The sequence below is a fragment of the Microbacterium terrisoli genome, from assembly GCF_030866805.1.
GTDB lineage: Bacteria > Actinomycetota > Actinomycetes > Actinomycetales > Microbacteriaceae > Microbacterium > Microbacterium terrisoli.
The window spans coordinates 3,370,395-3,394,904 of the sequence record NZ_CP133019.1 but is presented as its reverse complement, the minus strand read 5'-3'; the positions used below and the strand labels follow the sequence as shown (position 1 = coordinate 3,394,904).

The 24,510-nt window shown below is 68.9% G+C and carries 21 protein-coding genes and 1 pseudogene; 8 read left to right on the top strand and 14 right to left on the bottom strand.

What is annotated here, in order from left to right:
• Positions 1 to 14 precede the first annotated feature (14 nt).
• Genes QU603_RS15400 through QU603_RS15390 form a run of 3 tightly spaced genes read left to right on the top strand, consistent with a single transcriptional unit; the run spans position 15 to position 4,712 of the window.
• Positions 15 to 1,271, top strand: coding sequence for an ABC transporter substrate-binding protein (locus QU603_RS15400; protein ID WP_308492261.1), 1,257 nt, complete (start codon positions 15 to 17; stop codon positions 1,269 to 1,271).
• 58 nt (positions 1,272 to 1,329) lie between these two features.
• Positions 1,330 to 2,478, top strand: a complete 1,149-nt coding sequence (locus tag QU603_RS15395; RefSeq protein ID WP_308492260.1) for a glycoside hydrolase family 15 protein — start codon at positions 1,330 to 1,332, stop codon at positions 2,476 to 2,478.
• A complete protein-coding gene (locus tag QU603_RS15390; protein ID WP_308492259.1) occupies positions 2,475 to 4,712 on the top strand; it encodes a glycoside hydrolase family 31 protein in 2,238 nt (745 codons plus the stop codon). Before QU603_RS15395 ends, QU603_RS15390 begins: the two co-directional genes overlap by 4 nt.
• A 12-nt stretch (positions 4,713 to 4,724) precedes the next feature.
• Here the strand turns inward: QU603_RS15390 and QU603_RS15385 are convergent, their stop codons facing one another.
• The 5 genes from QU603_RS15385 to QU603_RS15365 form a co-directional block, all read right to left on the bottom strand.
• Positions 4,725 to 5,972 carry an RNA polymerase sigma factor gene (locus QU603_RS15385; protein WP_308492258.1) on the bottom strand — a complete coding sequence of 416 codons (1,248 nt, stop codon included), beginning with the start codon at positions 5,970 to 5,972 and terminating at the stop codon, positions 4,725 to 4,727.
• Position 5,973: 1 nt separating this feature from the next.
• Positions 5,974 to 6,393: a YciI family protein gene (locus tag QU603_RS15380; protein WP_308492257.1), complete on the bottom strand. Its 420-nt coding sequence runs from the start codon at positions 6,391 to 6,393 to the stop codon at positions 5,974 to 5,976.
• Between the two features lie 187 nt (positions 6,394 to 6,580).
• Complete coding sequence (locus tag QU603_RS15375; RefSeq protein WP_308492256.1) at positions 6,581 to 6,937, bottom strand: VOC family protein; 357 nt, start codon at positions 6,935 to 6,937, stop codon at positions 6,581 to 6,583.
• A complete protein-coding gene (locus QU603_RS15370; protein WP_308492255.1) occupies positions 6,934 to 8,913 on the bottom strand; it encodes a heavy metal translocating P-type ATPase in 1,980 nt (659 codons plus the stop codon). Before QU603_RS15370 ends, QU603_RS15375 begins: the two co-directional genes overlap by 4 nt.
• 10 nt (positions 8,914 to 8,923) lie before the next feature.
• Positions 8,924 to 9,145, bottom strand: coding sequence for a heavy-metal-associated domain-containing protein (locus QU603_RS15365; protein WP_308492254.1), 222 nt, complete (start codon positions 9,143 to 9,145; stop codon positions 8,924 to 8,926).
• A gap of 189 nt (positions 9,146 to 9,334) precedes the next feature.
• Here QU603_RS15365 and QU603_RS15360 point away from each other — a divergent pair, with 189 nt between their 5' ends.
• Positions 9,335 to 10,102, top strand: coding sequence for a Crp/Fnr family transcriptional regulator (locus QU603_RS15360; RefSeq protein WP_308492253.1), 768 nt, complete (start codon positions 9,335 to 9,337; stop codon positions 10,100 to 10,102).
• A 398-nt stretch (positions 10,103 to 10,500) separates the two neighbouring features.
• Here the strand turns inward: QU603_RS15360 and QU603_RS15355 are convergent, their stop codons facing one another.
• The 5 genes from QU603_RS15355 to QU603_RS15335 all read right to left on the bottom strand — a co-directional run bounded on the left by QU603_RS15355 (position 10,501) and on the right by QU603_RS15335 (position 16,528).
• Positions 10,501 to 11,259 (bottom strand): SDR family NAD(P)-dependent oxidoreductase, encoded by a 759-nt coding sequence (locus tag QU603_RS15355; protein WP_308492252.1) that lies wholly within the window; start codon positions 11,257 to 11,259, stop codon positions 10,501 to 10,503.
• A gap of 83 nt (positions 11,260 to 11,342) precedes the next feature.
• Positions 11,343 to 12,776, bottom strand: coding sequence for an MFS transporter (locus QU603_RS15350; protein ID WP_308492251.1), 1,434 nt, complete (start codon positions 12,774 to 12,776; stop codon positions 11,343 to 11,345).
• Positions 12,777 to 12,804: 28 nt separating this feature from the next.
• Complete coding sequence (locus QU603_RS15345; protein ID WP_308492250.1) at positions 12,805 to 14,109, bottom strand: M20 family metallopeptidase; 1,305 nt, start codon at positions 14,107 to 14,109, stop codon at positions 12,805 to 12,807.
• On the bottom strand, positions 14,106 to 15,317 hold the full coding sequence (locus QU603_RS15340) for an aminotransferase-like domain-containing protein (RefSeq protein ID WP_308492249.1): 1,212 nt from the start codon (positions 15,315 to 15,317) through the stop codon (positions 14,106 to 14,108). Before QU603_RS15340 ends, QU603_RS15345 begins: the two co-directional genes overlap by 4 nt.
• Complete coding sequence (locus QU603_RS15335) at positions 15,314 to 16,528, bottom strand: M24 family metallopeptidase (protein ID WP_308492248.1); 1,215 nt, start codon at positions 16,526 to 16,528, stop codon at positions 15,314 to 15,316. The genes QU603_RS15340 and QU603_RS15335 overlap by 4 nt, the downstream gene beginning before the upstream one ends.
• A 176-nt stretch (positions 16,529 to 16,704) precedes the next feature.
• Between QU603_RS15335 and QU603_RS15330 the strand changes: the two genes are divergently transcribed.
• Positions 16,705 to 17,640: a LysR family transcriptional regulator gene (locus QU603_RS15330; protein WP_308492247.1), complete on the top strand. Its 936-nt coding sequence runs from the start codon at positions 16,705 to 16,707 to the stop codon at positions 17,638 to 17,640.
• A 32-nt stretch (positions 17,641 to 17,672) separates the two neighbouring features.
• On the opposite strand, the gene QU603_RS15325 is transcribed toward QU603_RS15330, so the two are convergent.
• The 4 genes from QU603_RS15325 to QU603_RS15310 form a co-directional block, all read right to left on the bottom strand.
• On the bottom strand, positions 17,673 to 18,992 hold the full coding sequence (locus QU603_RS15325; RefSeq protein WP_308492246.1) for an aminotransferase class III-fold pyridoxal phosphate-dependent enzyme: 1,320 nt from the start codon (positions 18,990 to 18,992) through the stop codon (positions 17,673 to 17,675).
• Positions 18,993 to 19,035: 43 nt separating this feature from the next.
• The gene (gene ald, locus QU603_RS15320; protein ID WP_308492245.1) at positions 19,036 to 20,154 is read right to left on the bottom strand and encodes an alanine dehydrogenase; all 1,119 of its coding nucleotides are present in this window, start codon (positions 20,152 to 20,154) and stop codon (positions 19,036 to 19,038) included.
• A gap of 61 nt (positions 20,155 to 20,215) precedes the next feature.
• Complete coding sequence (locus QU603_RS15315) at positions 20,216 to 21,697, bottom strand: NAD-dependent succinate-semialdehyde dehydrogenase (protein ID WP_308492243.1); 1,482 nt, start codon at positions 21,695 to 21,697, stop codon at positions 20,216 to 20,218.
• Between the two features lie 372 nt (positions 21,698 to 22,069).
• The gene (locus tag QU603_RS15310) at positions 22,070 to 22,855 is read right to left on the bottom strand and encodes an IclR family transcriptional regulator (RefSeq protein ID WP_308492242.1); all 786 of its coding nucleotides are present in this window, start codon (positions 22,853 to 22,855) and stop codon (positions 22,070 to 22,072) included.
• On the opposite strand from QU603_RS15310, the gene QU603_RS15305 reads away from it, so the two are divergent.
• From QU603_RS15305 to QU603_RS16445, 3 genes and pseudogenes are all read left to right on the top strand, one after another.
• Complete coding sequence (locus QU603_RS15305) at positions 22,854 to 22,988, top strand: hypothetical protein (protein ID WP_308492241.1); 135 nt, start codon at positions 22,854 to 22,856, stop codon at positions 22,986 to 22,988. The genes QU603_RS15310 and QU603_RS15305 overlap by 2 nt on opposite strands.
• A gap of 191 nt (positions 22,989 to 23,179) precedes the next feature.
• Positions 23,180 to 24,229, top strand: coding sequence for an NAD(P)-dependent alcohol dehydrogenase (locus QU603_RS15300; RefSeq protein ID WP_308492240.1), 1,050 nt, complete (start codon positions 23,180 to 23,182; stop codon positions 24,227 to 24,229).
• Positions 24,230 to 24,248: 19 nt separating this feature from the next.
• Positions 24,249 to 24,458, top strand: a pseudogene (locus QU603_RS16445) (DUF3375 family protein); the annotation flags it as partial.
• Positions 24,459 to 24,510: the final 52 nt, after the last annotated feature.

The following is a 24,510-nucleotide window of genomic DNA, read 5'->3' as shown; positions in this document are numbered from 1 at the left end:
GGAGACAACCCACTATGAACAAGACAGCAATCGCGGCCGGCAGTGTCGCGATCCTCACGGCGGTCGCGCTGACCGGCTGCGCATCCTCGAGCGGAGATGCGGGCGGCGCGACCGACTCCGGCCCCGTCACGATCACCTACTCGGACTTCATCTCGAACGGCGGCAATGAGAAGAACCTCCAGAGCATCGTCGACGCATTCCAGAAGGACAACCCGAACATCACGGTCAAGGTCACGACCAGTGACTACGCGAACTACTTCACGAAGCTCCAAACCGACCTCGCAGCCGGCACGCAGGCTGATGTGTTCGATGTCGACACGGGCAGCTTCGCCAATATCCAGGCATCCGACGTGCTCGCCCCGCTGAAGGGCGTGGACGCCGCCAAATACCGCACGTCGCTCCTCGACACCTACAAGGTCAACGGCGAGCAGTACGGCCTGCCCACCTCGTTCTCGAACGTCGTGCTCTTCTACAACAAGGACCTGTTCGACAAGGCCGGAGTCGCCTACCCGACCGCCGACTGGACGTGGAGCGACGAGAAGGCTGCAGCCCAGAAGCTCACCGACAAGAAGGCGGGAGTGTGGGGCGACTATCAACCGGTCACATACAACGAGTACTACAAGGTCGTCCAGCAGACGGGCGGCTCGTTCCTGTCCGACGACGGCAATGGGGCGGCGTTCAACTCTGATGCGGGGAAACGAGCCGCCGGCTGGCTCGCCGACAAGTCGGGCACGGTGATGCCGACGGCCGCGGACGGCGCCGGGACGCCGGACTTCGACAGCAACCTGTTCAAGAAGGGGAAGCTTGCGATGTGGCACACCGGCATCTGGATGTTTAGCCTGCTCGGCGACCTGCCGTTCGGTTGGGACGTCGCGGTCGAACCCGGCGACACGCAGAAGGCCAGCGCCACGTTCTCGAACGCCGTCGTGGTCTCTGCAAGCACGAAGCACAAGGCGGCCGCACAGAAGTGGGCGGAATACCTGAGCAGCTCCGAGAAGATGGTCACCGTGCGCCTCGACGCCGGCTGGGAGCTGCCCCCGATCAGCGACGCCTCCCTGCTGAAGCCCTACCTGGAGAAGACGCCGCCCTCGAACCGGAAGGCCGTGTTCGACTCGCTCGAGAACATTGCCGTCGCGCCGCAGCTGGGCGCGCAGTCGCAGCAGATTCAGGATGCCGTCACCAATGCCCTCGGCGAGATCGCGGCCGGGCGTACCACGACCCAGAAGGCCATCCCTGCGCTGGCCGATCAGGTCGACGCGCTCCTGAAGTAACCGGACCGGCCGTGCCCGCCGTCCGTGGCGGGCACGGCCCCTCTACGAAAGACACCTCGTGACCGACACCACTCGTGGCCGCACCGCGGTCGACGTTGCCGCGCTCGCCGAACGCAGCATCCACCTCATCACGTCTCTGCAGACGTCCGAGGGCGCTTACCCGGCAAGCCCGACGTTCTCGGCCTATGTCGGCTACAGCTGGCTGCGCGACGGTTCATTCATCGCGGATGCAGCCTCGGCGATGGGGGAGATCGCATCGGCGGACCGCTTCTACGACTGGTGCGCCGACGTCATCGGGCGGCGTGCGGACACGATCCGTGCGATCGTCGATGAGGCGCGCGCCGGGCACCCGGCGCCGGCGGCACGGATGCTTCCGGCACGGTTCACGTTCTCCGGCGGCGACGGCGCAGATGAGTGGTGGGACTTTCAGCTCGACGGCTACGGCACGTGGCTGTGGGCGCTCGTCGAGCACCTCGTACGGCACGGCCTCGACGGTGCGCGATATCGCGAAGCCGTGGCGCTGAGCGTGGAGTACCTGCTCGCGTCCTGGCGGCGCCCCTGCTACGACTGGTGGGAGGAGCACGCCAAGCATGTGCACGTGTCGACGCTGGCCTGCATCGCAGCGGGGCTGAGCGCCGTCGCGGGCGCGAAGCTCGTCGACGCCGAGCAGGCCGAGCACATCCGAAGCGAGGTCTCGGCGCTGAAGGCGCTCATCGCGGCGGAGGGCATCGCCGACGGGCACCTCATCAAGTGGCTGGGCAGCACGGCCGTCGACGGGAGCCTTGCGGCCGCCATCGCGCCGCTCGGCATCGTCGAGCCCGGCTCCGAGCTCGCCCGGCGCACCGTCGCCGTGCTCGAATCGCACCTCACCGTCGATGGGGGCGTGCACCGCTACCTCGGCGACACGTTCTTCGGTGGGGGCCAGTGGCCGTTGCTGTCCTGCTTCCTCGGGCTGGCGCATCTCGCCGACGGCGACCGCCAACGGGCGGACGAGCTGTTCGAATGGGCCGCGTCCACAGCGACCACCGACCTCGACCTACCCGAACAGACGTCCGGTCACCTGATCGCGCCGGGCATGCGGCAGGAGTGGGTGGACCGCTGGGGCCCTGTGGCGACGCCGCTGCTGTGGAGCCACGCCATGTTCCTGCGCCTGGGCATCGCCCTCGGCCGCATCCCCGCCACCGACACAGAAGGACCGATCCGATGATCCGCCACCGTCCTTCGGGATCCGGTCACCCCTACTCGATCGACACGGAGCAGCGCTCGCCGGTCGTGCCGCTCGTCGGCGGGAGCGTCGCCCTCGGGCTGCGCGCCGACGCCGGCGTCGAGTCGGCGGTGTGTGTGCTCGAGTGGCGCCCCGACGACGGTGCCGAGCCCGTCGTCGAAGAGCACGCGCTCGGGCGCGTGGCGACGACCTCGCGTGGCCGTGTCACCGACGGCGGGCACCTCGCTTCGGCGGCGGCCCGGCTGGCGCGTGCCGCCGGCGGCTGGCAGACCATGATCGACGACCTGCGCGCGGACGGCACCTACCGCTACCGGTTCATCGCGGCTCGTGCCGACGGGCGCACCGAACGCACCCGGTGGTTCGACTTCCGCGCAGCCCAGTGGCGTGCCGCGCCGGACGCGGTTGCCGAGCACGGCCGCGCACGTGTGCTCGCCGACAGCACCGAAGTGCTGCACGACGGTCAGCGCGCATGGCGGGTGCGGTTCGCTCTGCCCCTGGGCGCCGGCGAGCATATCGCCGGGTTCGGCGAGCGCCACGATGCGGTCGACCAGACCGGCAAGAGCCTCGATGCCGTCGTCTTCGAGCAGTACAAGAGCCAGGGCGCCGAACGCAAGACCTACCTGCCGATGCCCTTCGCACACGTGACCGGTGGGGCGGGCTGGGGTTTTCATGTCGACACGTCGCGACGGGTGTGGTTCGACCTCGGCGAGACCGACCCCGGTCGCATCCTGGTCGAAGCCGCCACCGCTGCCGACGGCAATCTCGCCCTGCGTCTGTTCGACGGCAGCCCGGTCGAGGTGCTGCGCGCATTCCTCGACCGTGTCGGCCGCGCCACAGAGCTGCCGGCGTGGGTGTTCCGGCTGTGGGCCAGCGGCAACGAGTGGAACACGCAGGCCGAGGTGATGCGCCAGATGGACCTGCACGCCGCGCACGACGTGCCGGTGGGCTCTCTCGTCATCGAGGCCTGGAGCGACGAATCCACCTTCACGGCATTCCGCGATGCGCGCTACGACGTCTCCGCAGACGGCGCACCGCACCGCCTGAGCGACTTCACCTTCCCCGAGGATGGCGCGTGGCCCGACCCGAAGGCGATGGTCGACGAGCTGCACGACCGCGACATTCGGCTGCACCTGTGGCAGATCCCGCTGCTGAAGATGCGCCCGCACCCGACCGGGCAGCTGGCAGCGGATGCCGCGGCCGCGGTGCGCGAGGACGTCCTGATCCGCGAACCCGACCCGCGCGGCGGAACGCGCCCCTACCGCAACCGCGGATGGTGGTTCCCACTCGCGCTCATGCCCGACCTCACCGACGAGCGCGCCGCGCACTGGTGGACCGAGAAGCGCCGCTACCTCGTCGAGGAGCTCGGCGTCGACGGGTTCAAGACCGACGGAGGCGAACACGCCTGGGGCGCCGAACTCGTCTACCTCGACGAGCGGCGCGGCGACGAGAAGAACAACCTCTTCCCGGTCGGCTACGCCAAGGCGTATGGAGACCTGCTCTCGTCGGCCGGAAAGGCGCCGGTGACCTTCAGCCGCGCCGGGTTCACCGGTTCGCAGGCGCACGGTGCCTTCTGGGCAGGCGACGAGAACTCCACCTGGGACGCATTCCGCTGGTCGATGAACGCGGGCCTGTCCGCAGCATCCTGCGGCATCGTCTACTGGGGCTGGGACATCGCGGGCTTCTCCGGAGACATCCCGTCGGCCGAACTCTACATGCGGGCCGCGCAGGCGTCGACATTCGTGCCGATCATGCAGTACCACTCGGAGTTCAATCACCACCGCACGCCGTCGCATGACCGCACCCCGTGGAACATCGCCGAGCGCACAGGGGATGAGCGGGTGCTTCCCGTGTTCCGCCGCTTCACGCAGCTGCGCGAACGGCTCGTGCCGTACCTGTCGGGTGCTGCGACGGACACCATCGCAACCGACATGCCGCTCATGCGCCCGCTGTTCTTCGAGTGGCCCGACGACCCGAACGTCTGGACGGCGCAGACCGAATGGATGCTGGGGTCTGGGCTGCTCGTCGCACCGGTGCTCGAGGAAGGGGCCGCCGTGCGCGAGGTGTACCTGCCTGCCGGCACGTGGATCGATGTGTGGACGGGGCAGGGGCTCGAGGGCGGACAGACCGTCACGGTACCGACGCCGTTCGACCGCATCCCGGTGTTCAGCCGCGATCGTGGGCTGCTCGGACTCTTCGAGGGGGTCGTTCTGCTGTGAACGGCTGCTCGTTCAACGAGCAGTCAGCGCAGCCGCCTTGGCGCGCAGCACACGCTGCTGTGCGGCGTTCGTGCAGAGGGATGCCGCGGTGAGCAGCTCGGCCCGTGCCTCGTCGAGGCGTCCGAGCCGGGCCAGCAGTTCGCCGCGGACGCTCGGCACCAGGTGCGAGCCGCGCAGCGCGCCGGCCTGCTCGAGCGCGTCGACCATCGGCAGCGCCTCGGCCGGCCCCTGCGCCATCGACACCGCGACGGCCCGGTTCAGGTCGACCACCGGGTTCGGGGCCACCCGGCGCAGGACCTCATACAGCGTGACGATCCGCGCCCAGTCGGTCTCGTCCACGCTCGGCGCGAGGGCATGGCACTGTGCGATCGCCGCCTGCAGGGCGTATGCGCCCCGACCCGTTCCGCGCGCGCGGGCCGCGGCATCCGCCCGCTGCAGCAGTCCGACGGCGCGCTGGATCTGCGCGCGGTCCCACCTCGAGCGATCCTGGTCGGCCAGCAGCACGGGCACGCCCGACGCGCCCACGCGCGCCGCGAAGCGCGACCGCTGAAACTCCAGGAGCGCCAGTAACGCGAGCGGCTCGGGCTCGCGCGGCAGCAATCCCACAACGACCCGACCCAGCCGGATCGCCTCGTCGGCCAGGTCGGGCCGCACCCAGCGCTCGCCCGCGGTGGCGGCGTAGCCCTCGGTGAACACGAGGTACACCACGCCGAGCACCGCACTCAGCCGGTCGGCGAACTCGTTCGGGTCGGGCGTCTCGAACGGCACCCGGGCCGCAGCCAGCGACTTCTTGGCTCGGGTGATGCGCGCCTGCACTGTCGGCACGCCGACCAACAGCATCCGTGCGATCTCTTCCGTCGTCAATCCCGCGACCACCCGCAGCGTCAAGGCCACCTGTGATTCGCGCGACAGTGCCGGGTGGCAGGCGGTGAAGATCAGGCGCAGCACGTCGTCGGCGATCGGCTGCCAGTCGTCGTCGGATGCCTCCTCCAGCGTGCGCGCGATCGCTGCGTACCGCTCGTCGAGGCGCTCGCGCCGCCGCCACGCGTCGATCGCGCGGCGCTTGGCGACGGCGGTGAGCCATGCTCCCGGATTGTTCGGGATGCCGCTGCCCGACCACGCGGCGAGGGCTTCGAGCACCGCCTCTTGCGTGACATCCTCGGCCAGACCGAGGTCGCCGGTCATCTTGGCGACGGATGCGGTGATCCGTGGACCTTCGATGCGCCAGACGGCCTCGAGCCTGCGCTGCACGTCATCCATCTCACTTGCCGGCGGCCTGCGCGCGCCACTCCTTCCCCTTCTGCACGTACTCGTTGTCGGCGAACGCGTCGAAGTCGGCGTCTTCGTGCACGCGCCGCACTTCGAGCTTGCTGCCCGGTCCCAGCGGGCACCGCTTGGCCCACTCCAGCGCCTCGTCGGCGGTCGCGGTCTGGATGATCCAGAAGCCGTTGAACAGCTCGTGCACCTCTCCGTAGGGGCCGTCACTGACGATCGGCGGCTGGCTCCCGAAGTCCACGACGTACCCGGGTTCGAAGGCAAGGCCCTCGCCGGCCACCATCACGCCTGCCGTGATCATGGACTCGTTGTACGCGCCCATCGCGTTCAGCACCTCGTTGAAGTCGAGCTGCTTCGACGCCTCGACCGCCTCGGCCGTGGCCCGCATGATCAGCATGTGCTTCATCTCGCTACTCCCTGTTCGGTGGGGGCCGTTCGCCCCCTCTCACTATCGCGTCGAACGGGAGCGAAGGGAATCGACATCGTGCGCAGAACCCGTGCCATTCGGCGAGGGGGAGTCTGCGCGAGGTCGCGATGCGCGAGGTCGCGGCATCCCGCGCTCAGCGCGTGAGCAGGGATCCCGATCGTGATGATCAGCCGCGCGGCAGCGGCGAGTAGAACGTGAGCCCGTTGCCCTGACTGTCGTACCCGACCGCGCGTCGCTCGTGGGCGTCGTTGTAGGGGCCCTTGGCGATGCCGCCGCCGTTGTCGTCGAGCGCTGTGGCATCGGCATCCACGTCGTCCGTCTTGATGCCGACGACGACCTGACCGGGGATCGGGTGGTCGAGCGCGGTCGCCAGAGCCAGCGTGATCGTGCCGCCGTCGAGCGCGGCGAAGTGATTGCCGTCGCGGAACTTCAGAGGAAAGCCGAGCGTCTCGGAGTAGAACCGGATCGATTCATCGAGGTCCTCGGTGGACAGGATGATCATCTTCACTTGGCGGTCGGTCATGACGGCTCCTTCGACAACGTGGTGGCTTCGACGCTACTCGGCGAGAGCGGCGTGTGAACGGGGCGGGGAGATTCGACTCGCTTCGCTCGCTCAACGGCCGCGCGGCGGCGCAGCAGGCGCATCGCGTTGGCGATGACCGCCAGCACCGACAGCTCGTGCACCAGCATCCCGATCGCCATCGTCACCCCGCCGAAGACCACGCCTGCCAAAAGGGCCGCGACCGTGATCATCGCGACGGCGACGTTCTGCCGCATGACGCCCACGGTGCGCCGGGCCAGAGACACGGCCTGCGGGAGCTTGCGCAGGTCGTCCTGCATGAGGGCGACGTCGGCGGTCTCGATCGCGACGCCGGTTCCGGCCGCACCCATGGCGACGCCGATGTCGGCCACAGCCAGCGCCGGAGCGTCGTTCACGCCGTCGCCCACCATCGCCACCACGTGACCCGCCGCCTGCAGCGCGCGCACGGCCGCGAGCTTCTGCTCGGGCAGCAGGCCGGCCTGCACCTCGTCGACGCCGACCTCTGCGGCCACCGCCGCGGCGACCCGTGCAGCGTCGCCGGTCAGCATCACCACGCGGCGAACTCCCGCGCGATGCAGCCCTGCGACCATCGTGGCCGCCTCGGGGCGGATGCGGTCGGCCATCGCCAGCACCGCGACCGGGCGTCCGTCCACGGAGACCGCCATCGGCGTGCGGCCCGCGGCGGCGAGCCTGTCGACAGCGGTCGCCAGCCGCTCGTCGACTTCCACATTCTCGGCCTGCAGCAGCGCCAGGTTGCCGATCGCGACCCGCCGGCCGTCGACGGTCGCGACGATCCCCTTTCCGGGCACCGGTTCGGTGTGCTCGGGCAGGCCAGCCGCCGGCACGCCTTCCCGTGCGGCGGCTTCGAGCACGGGGCGGGCCAGCGGGTGCTCCGACCCGGCTTCGGCACGAGCGGCCAGGGCCAGCACGCGTCGCCGGTCGTACGTGTCGTCGAGCACGACGACGTCGGTCAGCTGCGGAGTGCCCTCGGTGAGGGTGCCGGTCTTGTCGACCGCGACCACGTCGATCTTCGCGGCGGTCTCGAGATACTCGCCGCCCTTGATCAGGATGCCGTCCTTGGCGCCGCGGCCGATGCCGGCCACGATCGCCACCGGAATCGAGATCACCAGAGCCCCCGGACATCCGATCACCAGCAGCGTCAGCGCCAGCACCACGTCTTGCATGATCAGCCCGAGGGCCAGCGCAAGCAGGATGATGCCGGGCGTGTACCAGGCCGAGAACCGATCCATGAACGCCTGCGTCTTGGCCTTGGCATCCTGTGCCTCCTCGACGCGGTGGATGATGTGCGCGAGCGTCGTGTCGGCGCCCACGCCCGTCGCCCGCACCTGCAGCACGCCGGCCGTGACCATCGTGCCGGCGAACACCTGGTCGCCGTCGGCTTTTTCGACCGGCAGCGATTCGCCGGTGATGGATGCCTCGTCCACGGCACCCGCACCGTGCTCGACGACGCCGTCGACGGGTACCTTCGCACCGTTCTTGACCAGCACCGTCTCGCCGATCGCCACCGAGGCGGCCGGAACCTCATGCTGGCTGCCGTCCCGCAGCACGATGGCTGTGTCGGGCGCGACGGCGACCAGCTCGGCCAGCGCGGAGCGGGTCTTGTTGAGGGTCGCCGCCTCGAGGGCGTGCCCGATCGCGAACAGGAACGTGACCGCCGCGGCCTCCCAGTGGTTGCCGATCACGACGGCCCCGATGGCGGCCACCGATACGAGCAGGTCGATGCCGATGACCTTGGCCCGCAGGGCCCGCACGGCCGAGACGACGATCGGCGTCCCGGCGACCATGGCCGCAGCGATCATGAGAACGTCAGCCCACGGCAGAGCGCCGGCGGGCGCCGGACCGACAAGGCCCGACACCGCGAACGACGCGAGGATCAGCGCCCCCGCAGCCGCGGGGATACTCCAGCGGCTGCGGATCAGGCGTCGCACGGCGCTCATGGCCATGGCCTTAGAACGCCGACGGGGCCGCGGTGTAGCCGGCCTTGCCGACGGCGGCGACGAGGTCGTCGACGCCGATGAGGGTGGGGTCGTGGTCGACCTCGATGCGCGACGATGCGAAGTGCACCTTCACGTCATCCACGCCGTCGAGCCGGCCCACCTGCTTCTCGATCTTGTTGACGCACGACGGGCACGAGAAGCCCTCGGCCCGCAGCGTGGTGTGGGTGTTCATGGCCTTTTCCTTCCTTCTGATCGCGTCGGTTCGTGCGATCGCCTTCACGGTATGAGGGATGCCGAGGGCGAACCATGACGCACGTCAATCGACCGCAGATCGGCCGGGTGCGACATCCTGTATCCGGGCCGCGGTGCGCGATGCGCGGCGTCCCGATTCGGGAGGGACCGACCGCGGTACCCTCGGACCATGGCGACCTCAGCGCCGCAACCGGGGCCCCGCCGCCGCATACCGCTGCGCGAGCTGCCCCTGCCGCATGTGTGCCCACGGCCGGTGCGGCTGTGGGCGCTGCAGCGCGCTCCGTATTTCGCGGGGCTTCCCCTCGACGACCTCGAGCGCATCGACGGCCGCATGCAGGTCACCCGGTACCGCGAGGGTGAGAGCATCTATCGCGCGGGCGACGCCGCCGAGCACCTGTACATCGTCGCCGAAGGGCGCATCCGGCTGAGCCAGACCACGGTCGCGGGCACTGAGTCGGTGGCCGACATCCTGGGCCCTGGCGAGCTGTTCGGCGCGATGGGAACGCTCGGCGAGCCGGTGCATCTGCAGACGGCGACTGCGATCGTCACCTCGTGCGTGCTGAGCATCGGCCAGCAGGAGTTCCGGACAGTGCTGTCGACCCATCCCGGAGTCGGACTGCACGTGCTCGACGACGTGGCCGCACGCTTGGTGCGGGCGCACACCGACATCAGCGGACAGAGCACCGACACGGTCGCCCAGCGGGTGGCCACCGCGCTGCTGCGCCTGGCCGACAAGCTCGGCGAGGATCGGGGGGATGACGGCGTGCTCATCGAGGTGCCGCTCTCGCGTGCGGACCTCGCGGGCCTCGCCCGTTCGACGCCGGAGTCGGTGTCGCGGGTGATGAGCCGGTGGCACCGCGAGGGCGTCATCGTCTCGGGTCGTCGGTGGACGGCGATCCGCGACCGTGCGCGCCTCGAGGCCGAGGCGGGCGGCTGAATCGGCGCGGTGCTGTGCACAGCTGCGGGGATTTTTCCCGACACGCCGGGAAACCGGCATCCGACCTCCGCGTGTCGGGAGAATCCCCGCTCGTGTGTCCGGGCGCCGGTGCCGCCCACGAACACCGGACCGCTGGGATCATGGGTCCGGAACGATGAGCGTGGTGGGTGTCGCTGCCGGTGGAGGGGTCGGCACGGTGAGCCTGAGCCGGCGGCGTGGTACTCGACGAGCACGGCTTGCCTTCGCTGTTCCCCGGCGGGGGCGGCGTGCTCGTGGCCGCACCGAGCGCTGCGCCAGGACTGTTCGTGCTCTGAGCTGAGGCATGGGAAGAGGAGCGCGCGCTCGAGCACTGACGCGAGGTTGTTCTTACCGTGGACTTGTTCGCCGGCTCGCAATCGTCACTGTGCGAGGTAGCCGCCGTCGACCGGTATCGAGACTCCGGTGATGTAGGCGGCACCAGGGCTCGCCAGATACGCGACGGCCGCCGCAACGTCGGCGGGTTCGGCGATGCGTCCGAGAGGGATGGCGGATGCGACGTGCCGCGCGGTCTCGGCGGGGTCGGCCTGCTCGGACACCCACTGCGCGTACAGCGGGGTATTGGTCATACCGGGTGCGACGGCGTTCACGCGGATACCCAGCGGCGCGAGCTCTACGGCGGCCGCCTTGGTCAGCGCCAGCATCGCGCCCTTGCTGGCGCTGTAAACGCCCATCGTCGGAACGCCGATGCTGGCCAGCCGCGAGGTGATGTTGATGATCGCTCCGCCCTCGCCCTGACGGCGCATCACGCGACCTGCGGCCTGCAGACAGGCGATCGCCGCGAACGTGTTGGTCTCGAATGTCGCTCGGATCTCGGCATCCGGCGTGTCGAGAAGCACGCCCGTGTGATCGATTGCGGCATTGTTGACGAGGACGTCCAGGCGACCGGCTTGGTGCACGCACGCCTGCACCAGCTTCTCGGCTGCTCCGGACTCGGTGAGATCGGCGCCGATGAACCGTGCCGTCGGCCCGAGATCCCCGGCGACGGCGTCGCCGCGCGCTCGCGAGCGGCCACTGACCACCACGGTGAAGCCGTCGTCTGTGAGCCGGCGCGCGATCTCGATGCCGATGCCCGAAGTGCCGCCGGTGACGAGGGCGACGCGAGAGGGATGCTGTGGCATGCCGTGTCCTTTCAGTGTGAATCCGGCCGGGTGAGATCTGGGCGGCCCGGTTCTGCGGGTCCGCCCAGACTCCCGTCCATGTGTCAGCTCTGGGCCGACCGACCGGCCCCCACCAGCGTCTCGCCCTTCGCAAGACGCATTGCGTCATCAGTGCCCGGCACGATGTTGCCTCGCAGCGACCGGCCGGCGGTCTCTTTGAAGGTCAGCACCGAGATCAGGCCGATCAGACCCGCGATCGCCAAGTACCAGCCCGGGATCAGTACGTTGCCGGTCGCCCCGACCAGGGCCGTGTTGATCATGGCGGCCGTGCCGCCGAAGATCGCCGTCGAGATGTTGTATCCGACCGCGAAGCCCGAGTAGCGCACGGCGGTCGGGAACAGCGCCGGCAGGGTCGCCGAGATCGAGCTCTCGAGGATCACCAGGCACAGGCCGAGAACGCCGATGCCGACCAGCTGCGCCCAGAATTGCGGTATCTGGATCACCATCACCGCCGGCACGGACAGCACGGTGAATCCGAGGCTTGCCGCGATGAGCAATGGCTTTCGGCCGATCCTGTCGCTGAGCGCTCCGAAGGGCACGATGATCACGACCATGACCAGTTGGATGATCACGAGCGTGAAGTTCGACAGAGCCACGCCGTGCCCGAGCGTCGCGGACAGGTACGACGGCATATACGTCAAGACGAGATAGAACGCACTGTTGAGCAGGATGACGAAGCCGAAAAGCTTCAGCACCTGACCCGGGTACTCCTTGAACAGCGTGCCCAGTGCCCGCAGTGCTGACTGGTTCACCGCCGTCTTCGTCGAGTCGGCGGTGAATGTCTCGGACTCGTGCAGCGACGCCCGCATCCAGAGCCCGACCAGGCCCAGCACGAGCGTCAGCAGGAACGGCAGGCGCCACCAACCAGCCATCATGCCGGCGTCGCCGACGATGAGCGTCATGAGCGTGCAGAGCACGGCGGCCGCGCTGAACCCCACCAGGGTCCCGAACTCGAGGAACGATCCGTAGAAGCCGCGTCGATCGTCGGGCGCGTGCTCGGCCATGAAGACGGCAGCACCGGCATACTCACCGCCGGCCGAAAAGCCCTGCACCATGCGCAGGAGCAGCAGCAGCGCCGGGGCGAGGAATCCCACGGCGTCGAACGTCGGCAGCACACCGATGAGCGCCGTAGAGAGGGACATCATGAGGATCGTGAAGACGAGCACCTTCTGCCGGCCGATCCGGTCGCCCAACGGGCCCAGGATGATTCCGCCGAGCGGGCGGACGAGGAACGAGACGGCGAAGGTGGCGAAGGCGAGGACGAGCGGCAATGCCCCCTCGTTGTCGCCGAAGGTGAAGAACAGCTTCGAGAGGTAGACGACGAGGTAACCGTAGATGCCGTAATCGAACCATTCGGTCGCGTTGCCGATGGCAGATCCGGCAACGGCCTTGCGCGTCGTGCTGCGCTGCAGTGGTGTCAGGTCGATATCTCGCGTGCGGACCGGGGGCTCCTGCACATTCGTGCTGTCAGAGGTCATACTCTGCTCCTTTGCGTGTTGACCGTTCTCAGGGGGTCTTCTCACCGGACGGCCGATACAGCCGCACGGCGATCAGGGCGTATGCCCGTGCTGCGGCGGCAAGGTCGTCGACGGCGACGGATTCGTCAGGCTGGTGAGCTTGCGTCGCCACGTCGCCTGGGCCCAGCACAAGGGTGGGCACCCGGTTGTGTTCGGCGATGAAGCCGCCTTCGCAAGCCGCGGTCCACACGCCCGTTCGGCCGGTGCCACCGGCCGCACGCAGCGCATCGCACACGACCTCGACGGTGGCCGAGTCCCGGTCGATCGAGAATCCGGGCATCACCATCTCGACCGCACCCGACACGCTGATGCGGTCACCGCCCGTTCGGGCCGCGATCCGTGCGTGGGCGTCTGTCAGCAGGCCGACAAGGATCCGCTCGGGGTCTTCGCCGGGCAGAGTGCGCCGGTCGATCGTCAGCGTGCACCGATCCGGCACGATCGAGGTGCCATGCCCGCCGGTGATCGTGCCGACGCTCCACGTCGCGCATCCCAGCACCGGGTCGGCGGCCGAGGCCAGGCGTTCGCCGTCTGCCTCGATGGCCGCGATCACATCGGCCGCGCCCAGGATCGCACTCGCACCGTCGGTGGGACGGCCGGCGTGGGCGCTGGCGCCGTGCACGTCGATACGCAGGTTGATCGCGCCGCGGCATCCGGTGATCGCCACCATGCCGGTGGGTTCTGCGGCCACGCACGCGGCGTAGTGCTCGGGGGCAGTCGTGGCGATGTGATGCCGGATGCCGGTGGCATCGGCTTCTTCATCGACGGTGCACAGCAGAGTCATCGACACGTCGGGCAGTTCGGCATGCACGGCTGCCATCGCGGCGGTCACGGCAGCGAGTCCACCCTTCATATCGGTGGCACCGCGGCCGATGATCAGTCCGTCCCGTCGCCGCGCGGTGAACGGGTCGGCCGTCCACCCGACGCCTGCGGGCACGACGTCGCTGTGCCCGAGGAACAGCACGCCACCGGTGCCCTGCCCCATTCGGGCGACGAGGTTGGGGCGGCCGGGGTGCACGTTCTGACGGGCGGTTCGAGCGCCCGCGGCGCGCAGGGCGCTGTTGAGAACCTCGACGGCGGCGTCTTCGCTTCCTCCGGGGTTCTCGCTGGCGGCGCCGATCAGTTTCGCAGTGAGGTCGGCGACCTGCTCGGCGTCGATGCGAGCGAGGATCCGCCGTTCGAGTGCGGTGGTGGCATCCCGAACTGCGGCGTGTGTCGTGGCACCCGGACTATCACCGCGGGTCGCCGCACCCCCTGTCGCGGCGACCCGCGGAACCGATCCGAGCTGGGCGCTCACGGCGCCACCTGCTCGTCAACGGCTGCGGCCAGGCGTGCGACACCGTCGGCCATCCGTTCCGGTGTCGATGTCGCAAAGCACACGCGCAGCGCGTTGCCGAAGCGCCCCGACGCGGCGAATGCCGGCCCTGGGATGTAGGCCACCCCGTGGCGCAGGGCCACAGGGAACAGCTTCTGGGTGTCCAGCGCCGCCAGGCGCCCTTGCAGGGCGACCCAGAGAAAGAAGCCGCCCTGCGGATCGGTCATCGTGACATCGTCGCCGAACTGCGCCGTCATGATGCGCCGCATTGCCTGCTTGCGTTGGCGGTAGACGCCCCGGAGGCGCGTCAGATGCGCGTCGAGCAGGCCCTCAGACAAGTAGTCCGCGACCATGCGCTGGGTCGGCACGCTCGTGCACGTGTCCATCGCCTGCTTGGCGTCGATCGCCTTCGCGCGCAGGGCCGGATCAACGTCGACCCAGCCCACCCGCAGCCCTGGGGCGAGGATCTTCGAGAACGTGCGCACCTGGACGACTCGGGGATTGCCCGGCGACAGCTGCGCGAATGCCGGAACGTCCTCGCCGTCGAATCGCAGCGCCCCGTACGGGTCGTCGTCGACGATGACGGCATCCCACTCCTCCGCCAGTTCGAGCAGCAGCTGACGCCGCGCGAGGCTCATGGTGGTGCCGGACGGGTTCTGGAAGTTGGGGATCGTGTAGATGACTTTCGGAGCGCGGCCCGCCCGGGCGACGATGTCGGGCAGGTCCTCGACGATCATGCCGTCGGCGTCGACCGGTGCCTCGATGACTTCGGCCTGGTAGCTTAGCGCCGTGCCGATGCCGTTGGTGTACGTCGGTGCCTCGACCACGACGAGGTCGCCGGGATCCAGCAGCAGCTTGAACGCCAGGTCGAGGCCCTGCATGCCCCCGGTCGTGATCAGCAGGCGCTCGGGCTCGGTGTCGATGCCCAGACGCTGCTGGAACGCCTGCACCTGGGCGATCAGTTCGGGCTCTCCCTCGGTGGCGCCGTAGTCGTACCGCCCCGGCGCGTGGGCGCCGAGCAGGCGGTCGAAGTCTGCCGTCGGGATCAGTTCGGCGTTCGGCGCACCCATCGCGAACCGAACGATGTCGTGCTTCTGTGAAGCCAGCAAGGCGGTGGACGAGTCGATGATCGACCCGATCATCGTGCGGGTGCGCGACGCCATCCGGATCGTCGATGTCGGTGTGCTCACAGTTGCCTCCCTGGGCTCAGAGTGATCAGCGCCTGCGGCGCGTCGGTGAAGACCTCTACTCCGGTGTCGGTGACCCGCACCGCCTCGGACACCTCGAACCCGTACCCGCGCATCCACATGCCGGCGATGAGGTGGAAGGTCATGTTCTCGGCGAGTAGTGTGCGCTCGCCGGCACGTACACTGACGGTGCGCTCGCCCCAGTCGGGTGGGTAGCCGATGCCGATCGAGTACCCCAGCCGCGAACTCTTCTGATACCCGGCGGGCTGGATCACCGAGGTGAAGGCCGCGGCGACGTCTTCAGCGGGGATGCCGGGACGCACCGCGGCGATCGCGGCTTGCAGTCCCGCGACCGTGACCCGGGCCAGCCGGTCGAGCTCGGCGTCGGGACGGCCGATGATCGCGGTGCGTGCCAAGGGGGCGTGGTACCGGTGGTGCACACCGGCGAGCTCGATCGAGATCGGCGCGTCGGCCGGAATCGGGGAGGCGTTCCAGGTCAGGTGCGGGGTGTCGGCGCCGGCGCCGGTGGGGAACATGGGCACGATCGCCGGGTAGTCGCCGTCTGCATTCGGGATGCCGCGTGCCTGTGCCGCCAGGACGTCAGCGGCGACTTCGTTCTGTGGGCGCCCCGGCACCAACCCTTCGAGCGCGGCGCCCATGGCGGCCGACGCGATCCGTCCTGCGACGCGCATGAGCTCGACCTCGGCGGGTGACTTGATCAGCCGCACCCGGTTGACGAGCTCGGCCGAGTCGTCGAGATGCCAGCCGTCGACGGTGGCCAGCGCCTGGAAGGTGCGGACGCTGAAGAACGCGCTGTCGCCTTCGACACCGATCCGTCCGGGAGCGGTCAGCCCGTGTTCACGCAGGGTCTGGGCCATCCATTCGCCGGGGTGGCGGTCGGAACGGTGCACAAGGTCTTCGGGGTAGCCGACGATGCGGTCCGAGGACACACCGGTGGCGGTGCGCCACGCGCCCACGGCGTCCATCTCGCGCAACATGAGCAGCGGTGCGCCCTCAGCGGGCAGGAACAGCGTCTGCGGCACGTAGAACGACCAGGCGTCATAGCCGGTCAGATAATGCAGGTTAGCCGGGTCGGCCACGATGAGGCCATCGAACCCCTGCGCTCGCAGCTCCTGTTGTACGCGCGCCTGCCGAGCAGCGAATTCCTGCGGGTCGAACACGTACTCCCGTGGGCCGGCTCCGTCGTGCTGCATCGGGTCACTCCTTCGTGAGGGGGCGGCGCCCCTGCTGATGTCCGCCAGGCTATGAGCCTCGATCGTTTCGAGGAACAGGCTTTCGATTGCTCTTATCGGTAAGCTCAGCTTCATGGTTGAATGATCCGCGTCAGAACTGCGTGTTCGCCTGGTGCGGGATGGAGAGGATGCCGCAAATGCTCGACGTGCGACGGCTCGTGCTGTTGCGGGAGATCGAAGCGCGCGGCAGCATCGCCGCGGTCTCGCGCGCGCAGGGGATCAGCTCGTCGGCGATCTCACAGCAACTGGCCAAGCTCGAGTCAGACGTGGGCATGCGGCTGCTCGAGCAGTCCGGGCGCACGGTGCACCTCACCGAGGTCGGCCGGCGCCTGGCCGAGCAGACCGGCCGCATCGTCGCGTTGCTGGAGCATGCCGAATCCGATCTCGAACAGCGTCGCGATCGGGTGCAGGGGGTGGTGCGCGTGAGCGCATTCAGCACGTTCGCACTGCGCTATCTGCCCGAGCTGGTCAGTCGCCTGCAGCGCACGCATCCCGATGTCGTCGTCGAATTCTCGCAGGCCGACCCCGAGCAATCCGTTGAGACGGTCGCCGGGCGCCGCGCCGATGTCGCCGTCATCGACGAATACGAGCAGATCCCGCATCAGATCGACGTTTCGATGACGCGGACGCACCTGCTGCGCGAAGTCATCGGCGCCTGGGCGCCGCGCCCACTGACGGACTTCGCCGACCTGAAGTCGATGCCGTGGGTGTTCGAGCCGTCCGGCAGCGACGCCGCACTGTGGGCCACGCGTCTGTGCCGCATCGCCGGTTTCGAACCGCAGGTGCGCTTCGAGTCGCCCGACCTGCGCGTGCATCAGAGTCTGGCCGCATCGGGGCTCGCCGCCGCGTTCCTGCCGGAGATGCTCTTCGACGCCCCCGGCGCGAACCTGCAGCGACCGGCCCACCCGGTGCGGTGGCCGCATCCGGGCGGTGCCGAACTGCACCGCGACGTCTACGCCGTGGTGCGTCGTGGTGCGCAGAATCGTCCCGCCGTGGCGGCGGTGCTCGGCCATCTGGTCGACATCACCGCACAGCCGTCGGCAGACGGAGCGATGGGTGCCACGGATCGGTGAGCCCCGCGGCATCCATCGCTCTCATCGACTGATCACAGCGCGCCGAGCGCCTCTCGCAGAATATGCAGCGCCTCGTCGATCAGCTCGTCCGAGATCGTGATCGCCGGCAACATGCGCAGCACGTGATGGTGGTCACCGCCGGGCAGCGCGATGAGTCCTCGCTCGGCGACGAGCGACAGCATGCGTCCGAACGCCACGGGATTCGGTGATCCGTCTTCGTGCACGAACTCGATGCCGTGCAGGCCGCCCAGACCCCGCACATCGCCGATGATGGGGAAGTCGTCCTTCAGCGCGAGCAGCCCGTCGTGGATGCGCTCGCCGACGGCACGTGCTCTTTCGAGCGTGCCTGCCTGCTGCAGCTGGCCGAGGATCTCGACGGCCGCCGCGCACCCGACCGGATTGCCACTGAACGTGCCGCTGAGACCACCGGTGATCATGGCGTCCATGATCGGGGCACGGCCGGTGACGGCCGAGACGGGAAAGCCACCGGCGATCGCCTTCGCCGTCACGACCAGATCCGGTTCGAAGTCGAAGTGCTCGCTCGCGAACAGTGTTCCGGTGCGCCCCAGTCCCACCTGGATCTCGTCGGCGATGATCACGATGCCGTGGCGGTTGCACCACTCCTGCAGCGCAGGCAGGAACCCGTCTGCTGGAACGATGACGCCGCCTTCGCCTTGAATGGGCTCGACCACCAGACAGGCGAGGTTCTCGGCGCCGGCGGTGACCTCGAGCCGCTCGATCGCCCGGCGGGCCGCTTCGGGGCCGGTCAGGCCGTCTCGGTACGGGTAGGAGTTGTTGGTGCGATAGATCTCACCGGGGCGGGGACCCGCACCCGTCGCGTAGGGCGCGTACTGGTAGTTCATGCCGAGAGTCATGTTCGTGCGACCGTGATAGGCGTGGTCGACGACTGCGACGCCGTTGCGCCCGGTCGCCGCGCGTGCGATCTTCACGGCGTTCTCGATGGCTTCGGCGCCGGTCGAGCTGAGCACCGAGCGCTTCTCGAACGAGCCGGGCGCCATGGCGTTGAGCAGTCGGCACACCTCGACGTACGACTCGTAGGGCGTGATCGTGAACAGCGTGTGCGTGAACTTGCGCGTCTGAGCGATCGCCGCCGCGACCGCGGCGGGGTTGACATGGCCCAGCGTGAGCACGCCGATGCCGGAGCCGAAGTCGATGAACTCGTTGCCGTCGACGTCCGTGAGCACCGAGCCCGACGCCGACGCGATGTAGACGGGAATGGCCGCACCGACCGACGCCGACACCTCCTGGGCGCGCGTCTTCTGGATCTGGCGCGAACGTGGGCCAGGGATCTCGGTGCGTACGCGCGGTGCGAATGCGGTGGTCGTGGTCATGGCATCCTCCTCAGGATCCTCCGGTGGGAACGGTTCACGCCGCTCAGGCGGCCGCTGCGACGGACTCGGCCGTTGCTGCGGGAAGGTCGGGGTGGGCCTCGGCGACGCCCGCGTGGGTGATGCGCCCGGCGCGAATGTTCAGACCCGACTGCAGTGACGGATCGGCACGCAGCGCCGCGTCCAGCCCCAGATCGGCCAGGCGCCGGACGTACGGCAGTGTCGCGTTCGTCAGCGCGCGGGTCGCCGTCTGCGGAACACCCCCAGGCATGTTCGCGACGCAGTAGTGCCGGATGCCGTCGACCGAGAAGATCGGGTGTTCATACGTCGTCGGATGGGAGGTCTCGAATGCGCCGCCCTGGTCGATCGCCACGTCGATCAGCAGGGCAGACGGCTTGAGGAGTCCCAGGTGCTCGCGCAGGAGCACTTTGGGCGTGGCACGGCCGGGCACCAGCACCGCCCCGATGACGACGTCCGCGCCGGCCAGCTCGGCGTCGACGGCCGCAGCGTCCGACATCACGATCCGCGCCCGCGCGCCGAACAGATCGTTCAGCTGCCGGATACGGTGGGCCGAGGTGTCGAGGATCGTCACCTCGGCCTGCATGCCCAGGGCCAGCAGCGCGGCCTGCGTGCCGACCACTCCACCGCCGATCACCACGACCCGGCACGGCGGCACGCCGGGCACCCCGCCCAGCAGCACTCCCGGCCCGCCGCCGGGACGCGCCATGCCGCGCGCCGCCGCATGCGCGGCGAGGCGTCCGGCGATCTCGCTCATGGGCGTCAGCAGCGGCAGGCCCGTGGCATCCTGCACCGTCTCGTACGCGATCGCGCTGGTGCCTGCGTTGAGCAGGGCCTCGGTCAGTGGGCGGTCGGCTGCCAGGTGCAGGTAGGTGAACAGCGTGAGGTCGCTGCGCAGGAATTCGTACTCCGCCTCGATCGGCTCCTTCACCTTCACGAGCAGTTCGGCGCTGTGCCATGCTTCGGCTTGACTGACCAGCGTCGCGCCGGCGAGGCGGTATTGGTCATCGCTAAAACCACTGGCGGCACCGGCGCCCACCTGCACGCGCACGTCATGGCCGCGGCGGGTCAGGTCGGCGGCGCCGGCGGGGCTCAGGCCCACGCGGGCTTCTTGCGGTTTGATCTCGGTGACGACGGAGATGCGCATCGTTGGGTTCTCCTCTTATAAGTGAGTGAGTGGATTGTGGACGGGTGGACTGTGGCGGCGGTCACGTGGTCGTGCGGCGGGCCACGTTGTAGAAGCGCACGTTCTGGTACTCCTCGAGGCCCTCCTCGCTGCCCTCGCGACCCAGACCCGACTGCTTCACACCGCCGAACGGCGCGGCAGCGTTCGAGGGCACACCCTGGTTCACGCCGACCAGGCCCGTCTCGAGGCGGTCGGCGACGTTCAGGGCACGGTCGATGTCTTGCGTGAACACATAGCCGGCCAGGCCGAACGGAGTGTCATTCGCACGCGCCACGGCCTCGTCTTCGGTGTCGAAGCGCTGGACGGCGGCGATGGGACCGAAGATCTCGTCGCGGGCGACGGCGGAATCCGGCGGCACGCGATCCAGCAGCGTCGGGGCGAAGAAGTGGCCGTCGCCGGCAAACGCAGTCCCGCCTGTGCGAAGCTCGGCTCCCCGGGCGACCGCGTCGTCGGTCAGCGACTGCATGTGCGCGACGGCGCGGGCGTCGATCAAGGGGCCGAGCACGACCCCGGCGGCGAGGCCGCTGCCGACTGTCGCGTCGCGCAGGCGCTCGGTCAATCCCTCGACGAAGGCGTCGGCGATGCCGCTTTGCACGTAGATGCGGTTGGCGGCGATGCATGACTGACCGCCGTTGCGCATCTTCGCCGCGCACGCGCCGTCGACGGCGCGATCGAGATCGGCATCGTCGAACACGAGCAGCGGGGCGTTGCCTCCGAGCTCCATCGACGAGCGCAGGACGTTGTGCGCCGCAAGGCCCAGGAGCTGTCTGCCCACCGGCGTCGAGCCTGTGAACGACACCTTGCGCACCCGCGGGTCGGAGAGCACTGCAGTGCTGAACGCGGAGGCATCCGACGTCGTGACGATCTGGACCAGCTCGTCGGGCACGCCCGCGCGCCTGGCCAGCTCGACGGCATAGATGGTGGTGAGCGGCGTGAGCGTTGCGGGCTTGACGACCGCGGCGCATCCGGCGGCCAGCGCCGGGGCGATCTTGCGCGTGGCCATCGCAAGCGGGAAGTTCCAAGGCGTGATCAGGACGCAGAGGCCGACAGGCGAACGACGCGTGATGATGTCGGCGTTGCCCTCTGGTGCTTCACGGAAGTTTCCGCCCGGTCGCACGGCCTGCTCGGCGAACCACCGCACGAAGTTCGTGCCGTAGAGGACCTCGCCACGCGACTCCGCCAGCGGCTTGCCCATCTCGAGCGTGATGAGATGCGCGAGCTCGTCGCTGTGTGCGACGAGCTCCTCGTACCAGGCGTGCAAGATATCGGCGCGGTGCCGCGCCGTCGTCTTCGCCCAGGCTGCGCCCGCCGCATGTGCCGTGCCGACCATCTGCAGCGCAGTGACGACGTCGGTATCTGCCACATGCCCGATCACGGAGCCGGTGGCCGGGTCTTGCACGGCGAGGCCCTGCTCGGGGAGGTGGATGCCGTCCGCCACCCGTGCCGCGACGCGGAGGGCGGATGCGTCGGCGGCGAGCGGTTCGGTCAGCGTGCTGCTGGTCATCGGCGTCGGCCCCTTGCATGGATCTATTCGGTTTACACGGATCCAGCGGCGCGTCTGCGCTGCTGTCGCCTTCACGGTACGGAGGCCGACACGTAATTAGAAGCGGCCATTGCTTACTGAGACTCGTAAGTTTCGCTTCGTGGATGAGGTTCGTCGCGTCAGGCCCGTCGCAGGGAGGCGGAATCTCCGTTCCTGAGTTCTCGAGTTCGTTGGGCCGCAGCGGGTACCGCGGCGCCGTCAGCCTCGTCATGGCGAGGAGAACGACCATGCTTCGCGATGTCGCACGGCGCACGCCGACCACGGTTGCGCGTTCGGTATGGAACTCGGGTCAGCCGTCGGCCGAATCCTTCTGGTGAGCCGACCGCAGGCGCCTCACTCCATGGGCATCACAAGCGAGATCCGCTGCGCGGCGTCCTGAAGCGCCGGCAGCCATCGCTGCAGAGTGTCGACCGTCGCGCGGAATGCCGGCGCGGCAATCGAGATCGCCGCGCGGGCAAGGGGAACGGGATCGCGCATCACGGGTGCGGCTATCGCCCGGATGCCGACTTCGTGCTCTTCGTCGGCGATGGCCCAGCCCTGCTGGGCGACCTTCGTCAGTTCGCGGCGGAACTCCGCCCTGTCCGTGATGCTCTTCGCCGTGAACGCCGTCAGATCGAGGGTGTCGACGAGGTGGCGTCGCGTCTTCTCAGAGCTCATCGCAACGAGCACCTTGCCCTGCGCGGTGCAATGCAGCGGGCCGAGCGTGCCCGGGCTGCCCGTGACGCTGACGGAATGTGGACCGCGGACGTAGTGGACGTAGAGCTGATGTGTGCCGCTGAGCACCGCCATCAGGGTCGCTTCGCCCGTTTCAGTGGCCAGATCCTCGAGAATCGGCCGTGCGACCCCGGTGAGTCCACGGGCCTGGGCCACGGTCTGGCCCAGCACGAATGTCTCGAGTCCCAGCGTGTATCGGCGCGTGCGCTTGTCGAGTACGGTGTAGCCGCGTTGCGTCAGCGACGTGAGCAGCCGGTAGGCCGTGCTCAACGGCACTCCGCATTCGTCTGCGAGCTCCGAGGCTTGCCTGCCCGCGGCATCCACCGATACCGCATGGAGCAGGTCCAGGGCCTTGTCGAGCATATTGCGGTGGCCGTTGGGCGTTTCCGCAGTGAGTTCAGTCATGCCTTATTACGTGTTCTTCGCAAACGTCTGGCCGGTGCCCGCCTTTCCGCTGAACGTCATTCCCTACCTCTTCCTGGTGACGATGCTGATCGCAGTGGGTTGGTTCCTTTCCCCTGCGGCGACGTCATCCTGAGGTCGTCGATCGCATCGGCAACACCGAGACGGACACGTTGCAGGGCGTCGGCGCGGTTGATCGGCCGGGCGCAGGGCGGTGTCGGCGCACCGCCAGCAAGGGTGGACGCGGGCCGCCCACGTGGGTAGCGTGGGCAACGTCGCCGACCTCCGTTCGGATGGCCGCCGATGATCCCTACGGCAGGAGGCATCATGCGTGCAGTGGTCTTCGAGCAGTGGAAGATGCCACCGGTTCTGAGAGATGTCGACAAGCCCGCTCCCGGCCCCGGCGAAGTCCTGCTGAAGATCGCCGGGGCAGGCGCGTGCCACTCCGACGTGGCGGTGTTCCACGACTACGACGAGAGCATGGCGCCGCCTCAACTCAAGCCCAGCTACACGCTCGGGCACGAGAACTCGGGCTGGATCGAAGAACTCGGCGAGGGTGTCACCGGTCTGAAGGAGGGCGACGCGTTCCTCGTGTACGGACCGATCGGGTGCGGGCACTGCCCAGCGTGCTCGCGCGGGCAGGACACCTACTGCGAGAACGTCGCCGACATGCCGTACCTGGCAACCGGCCTCGGCCGTGACGGTGGCATGGCCGAGTACATGACGGTGCCCGCGCGCAACCTCGTGCCGCTCGGCGATGCCGATCCTTATGCGGCTGCGCCACTGTCGGACGCCGGGCTCACGCCCTACCACGCGATCAACCTGTCGCTTCCGAAGCTGGCCGGCGGCGGCAAGAGCACGCTGGTCATCGGGCTGGGCGGTCTCGGTCTGGTCGCGGTGCAGATCCTGCGCGCGATCACCGGTGCCACCGTGATCGCCACCGACATGAAGCCCGAGGCGATGGCCCGGGCCGAACAGTTCGGCGCGGTCACTGTGCCCGGAGGAGAAGGGCAGGCCGCGCGCATCCGCGACCTGACCGGCGGCAAGGGCGTCTCAGCCGTTTTCGACTTCGTCGGGGTGGCGCCCACGATCGCCCTGGCGATGGGCACTGTCGCTCGCCAGGGCCGAGTCACGATCGTCGGCATCGCCGGCGGCGCGTTCGAGTGGAACTTCTACAAGACTCCATACGAGGTCGATCTGACGAGCACCTACTGGGGCACGATCGAAGAGCTGCATGAGGTGGCCGCGCTCTACCGAGCCGGGCAGATCGCCCCCGACGTCGAATACTTCTCGATGGATGACGCGCTGACCGCGTACCAGAAGCTCCAGGACGGCCAGATCGCCGGTCGCGCAGTGGTCACGCCGAACGGGCGCTGACAGGCCCGGTCGGGCCGGCGTGGCCGGCGGGCGTTCCGACTCGCTCGCTCAACGGCTGCGCGTGCACAACGCGCCGCTGATCCTGTCGTTCCTGGGCCGCTGGTTCATCGACGACAACCGCGGCGCGGTGCCTCTGGGCGCACTCGTCTCGGGGCTCGGCGACGACCTGTTCGCGATCCACCGCAGCACGCCCGAACGCTATGCGCAGGATGCCGCGGTGTACATCGATGACTGGTCGGACCCGAAGGCGAGGCCGAGGCGAGCGGCTGAATCGGCGCGGT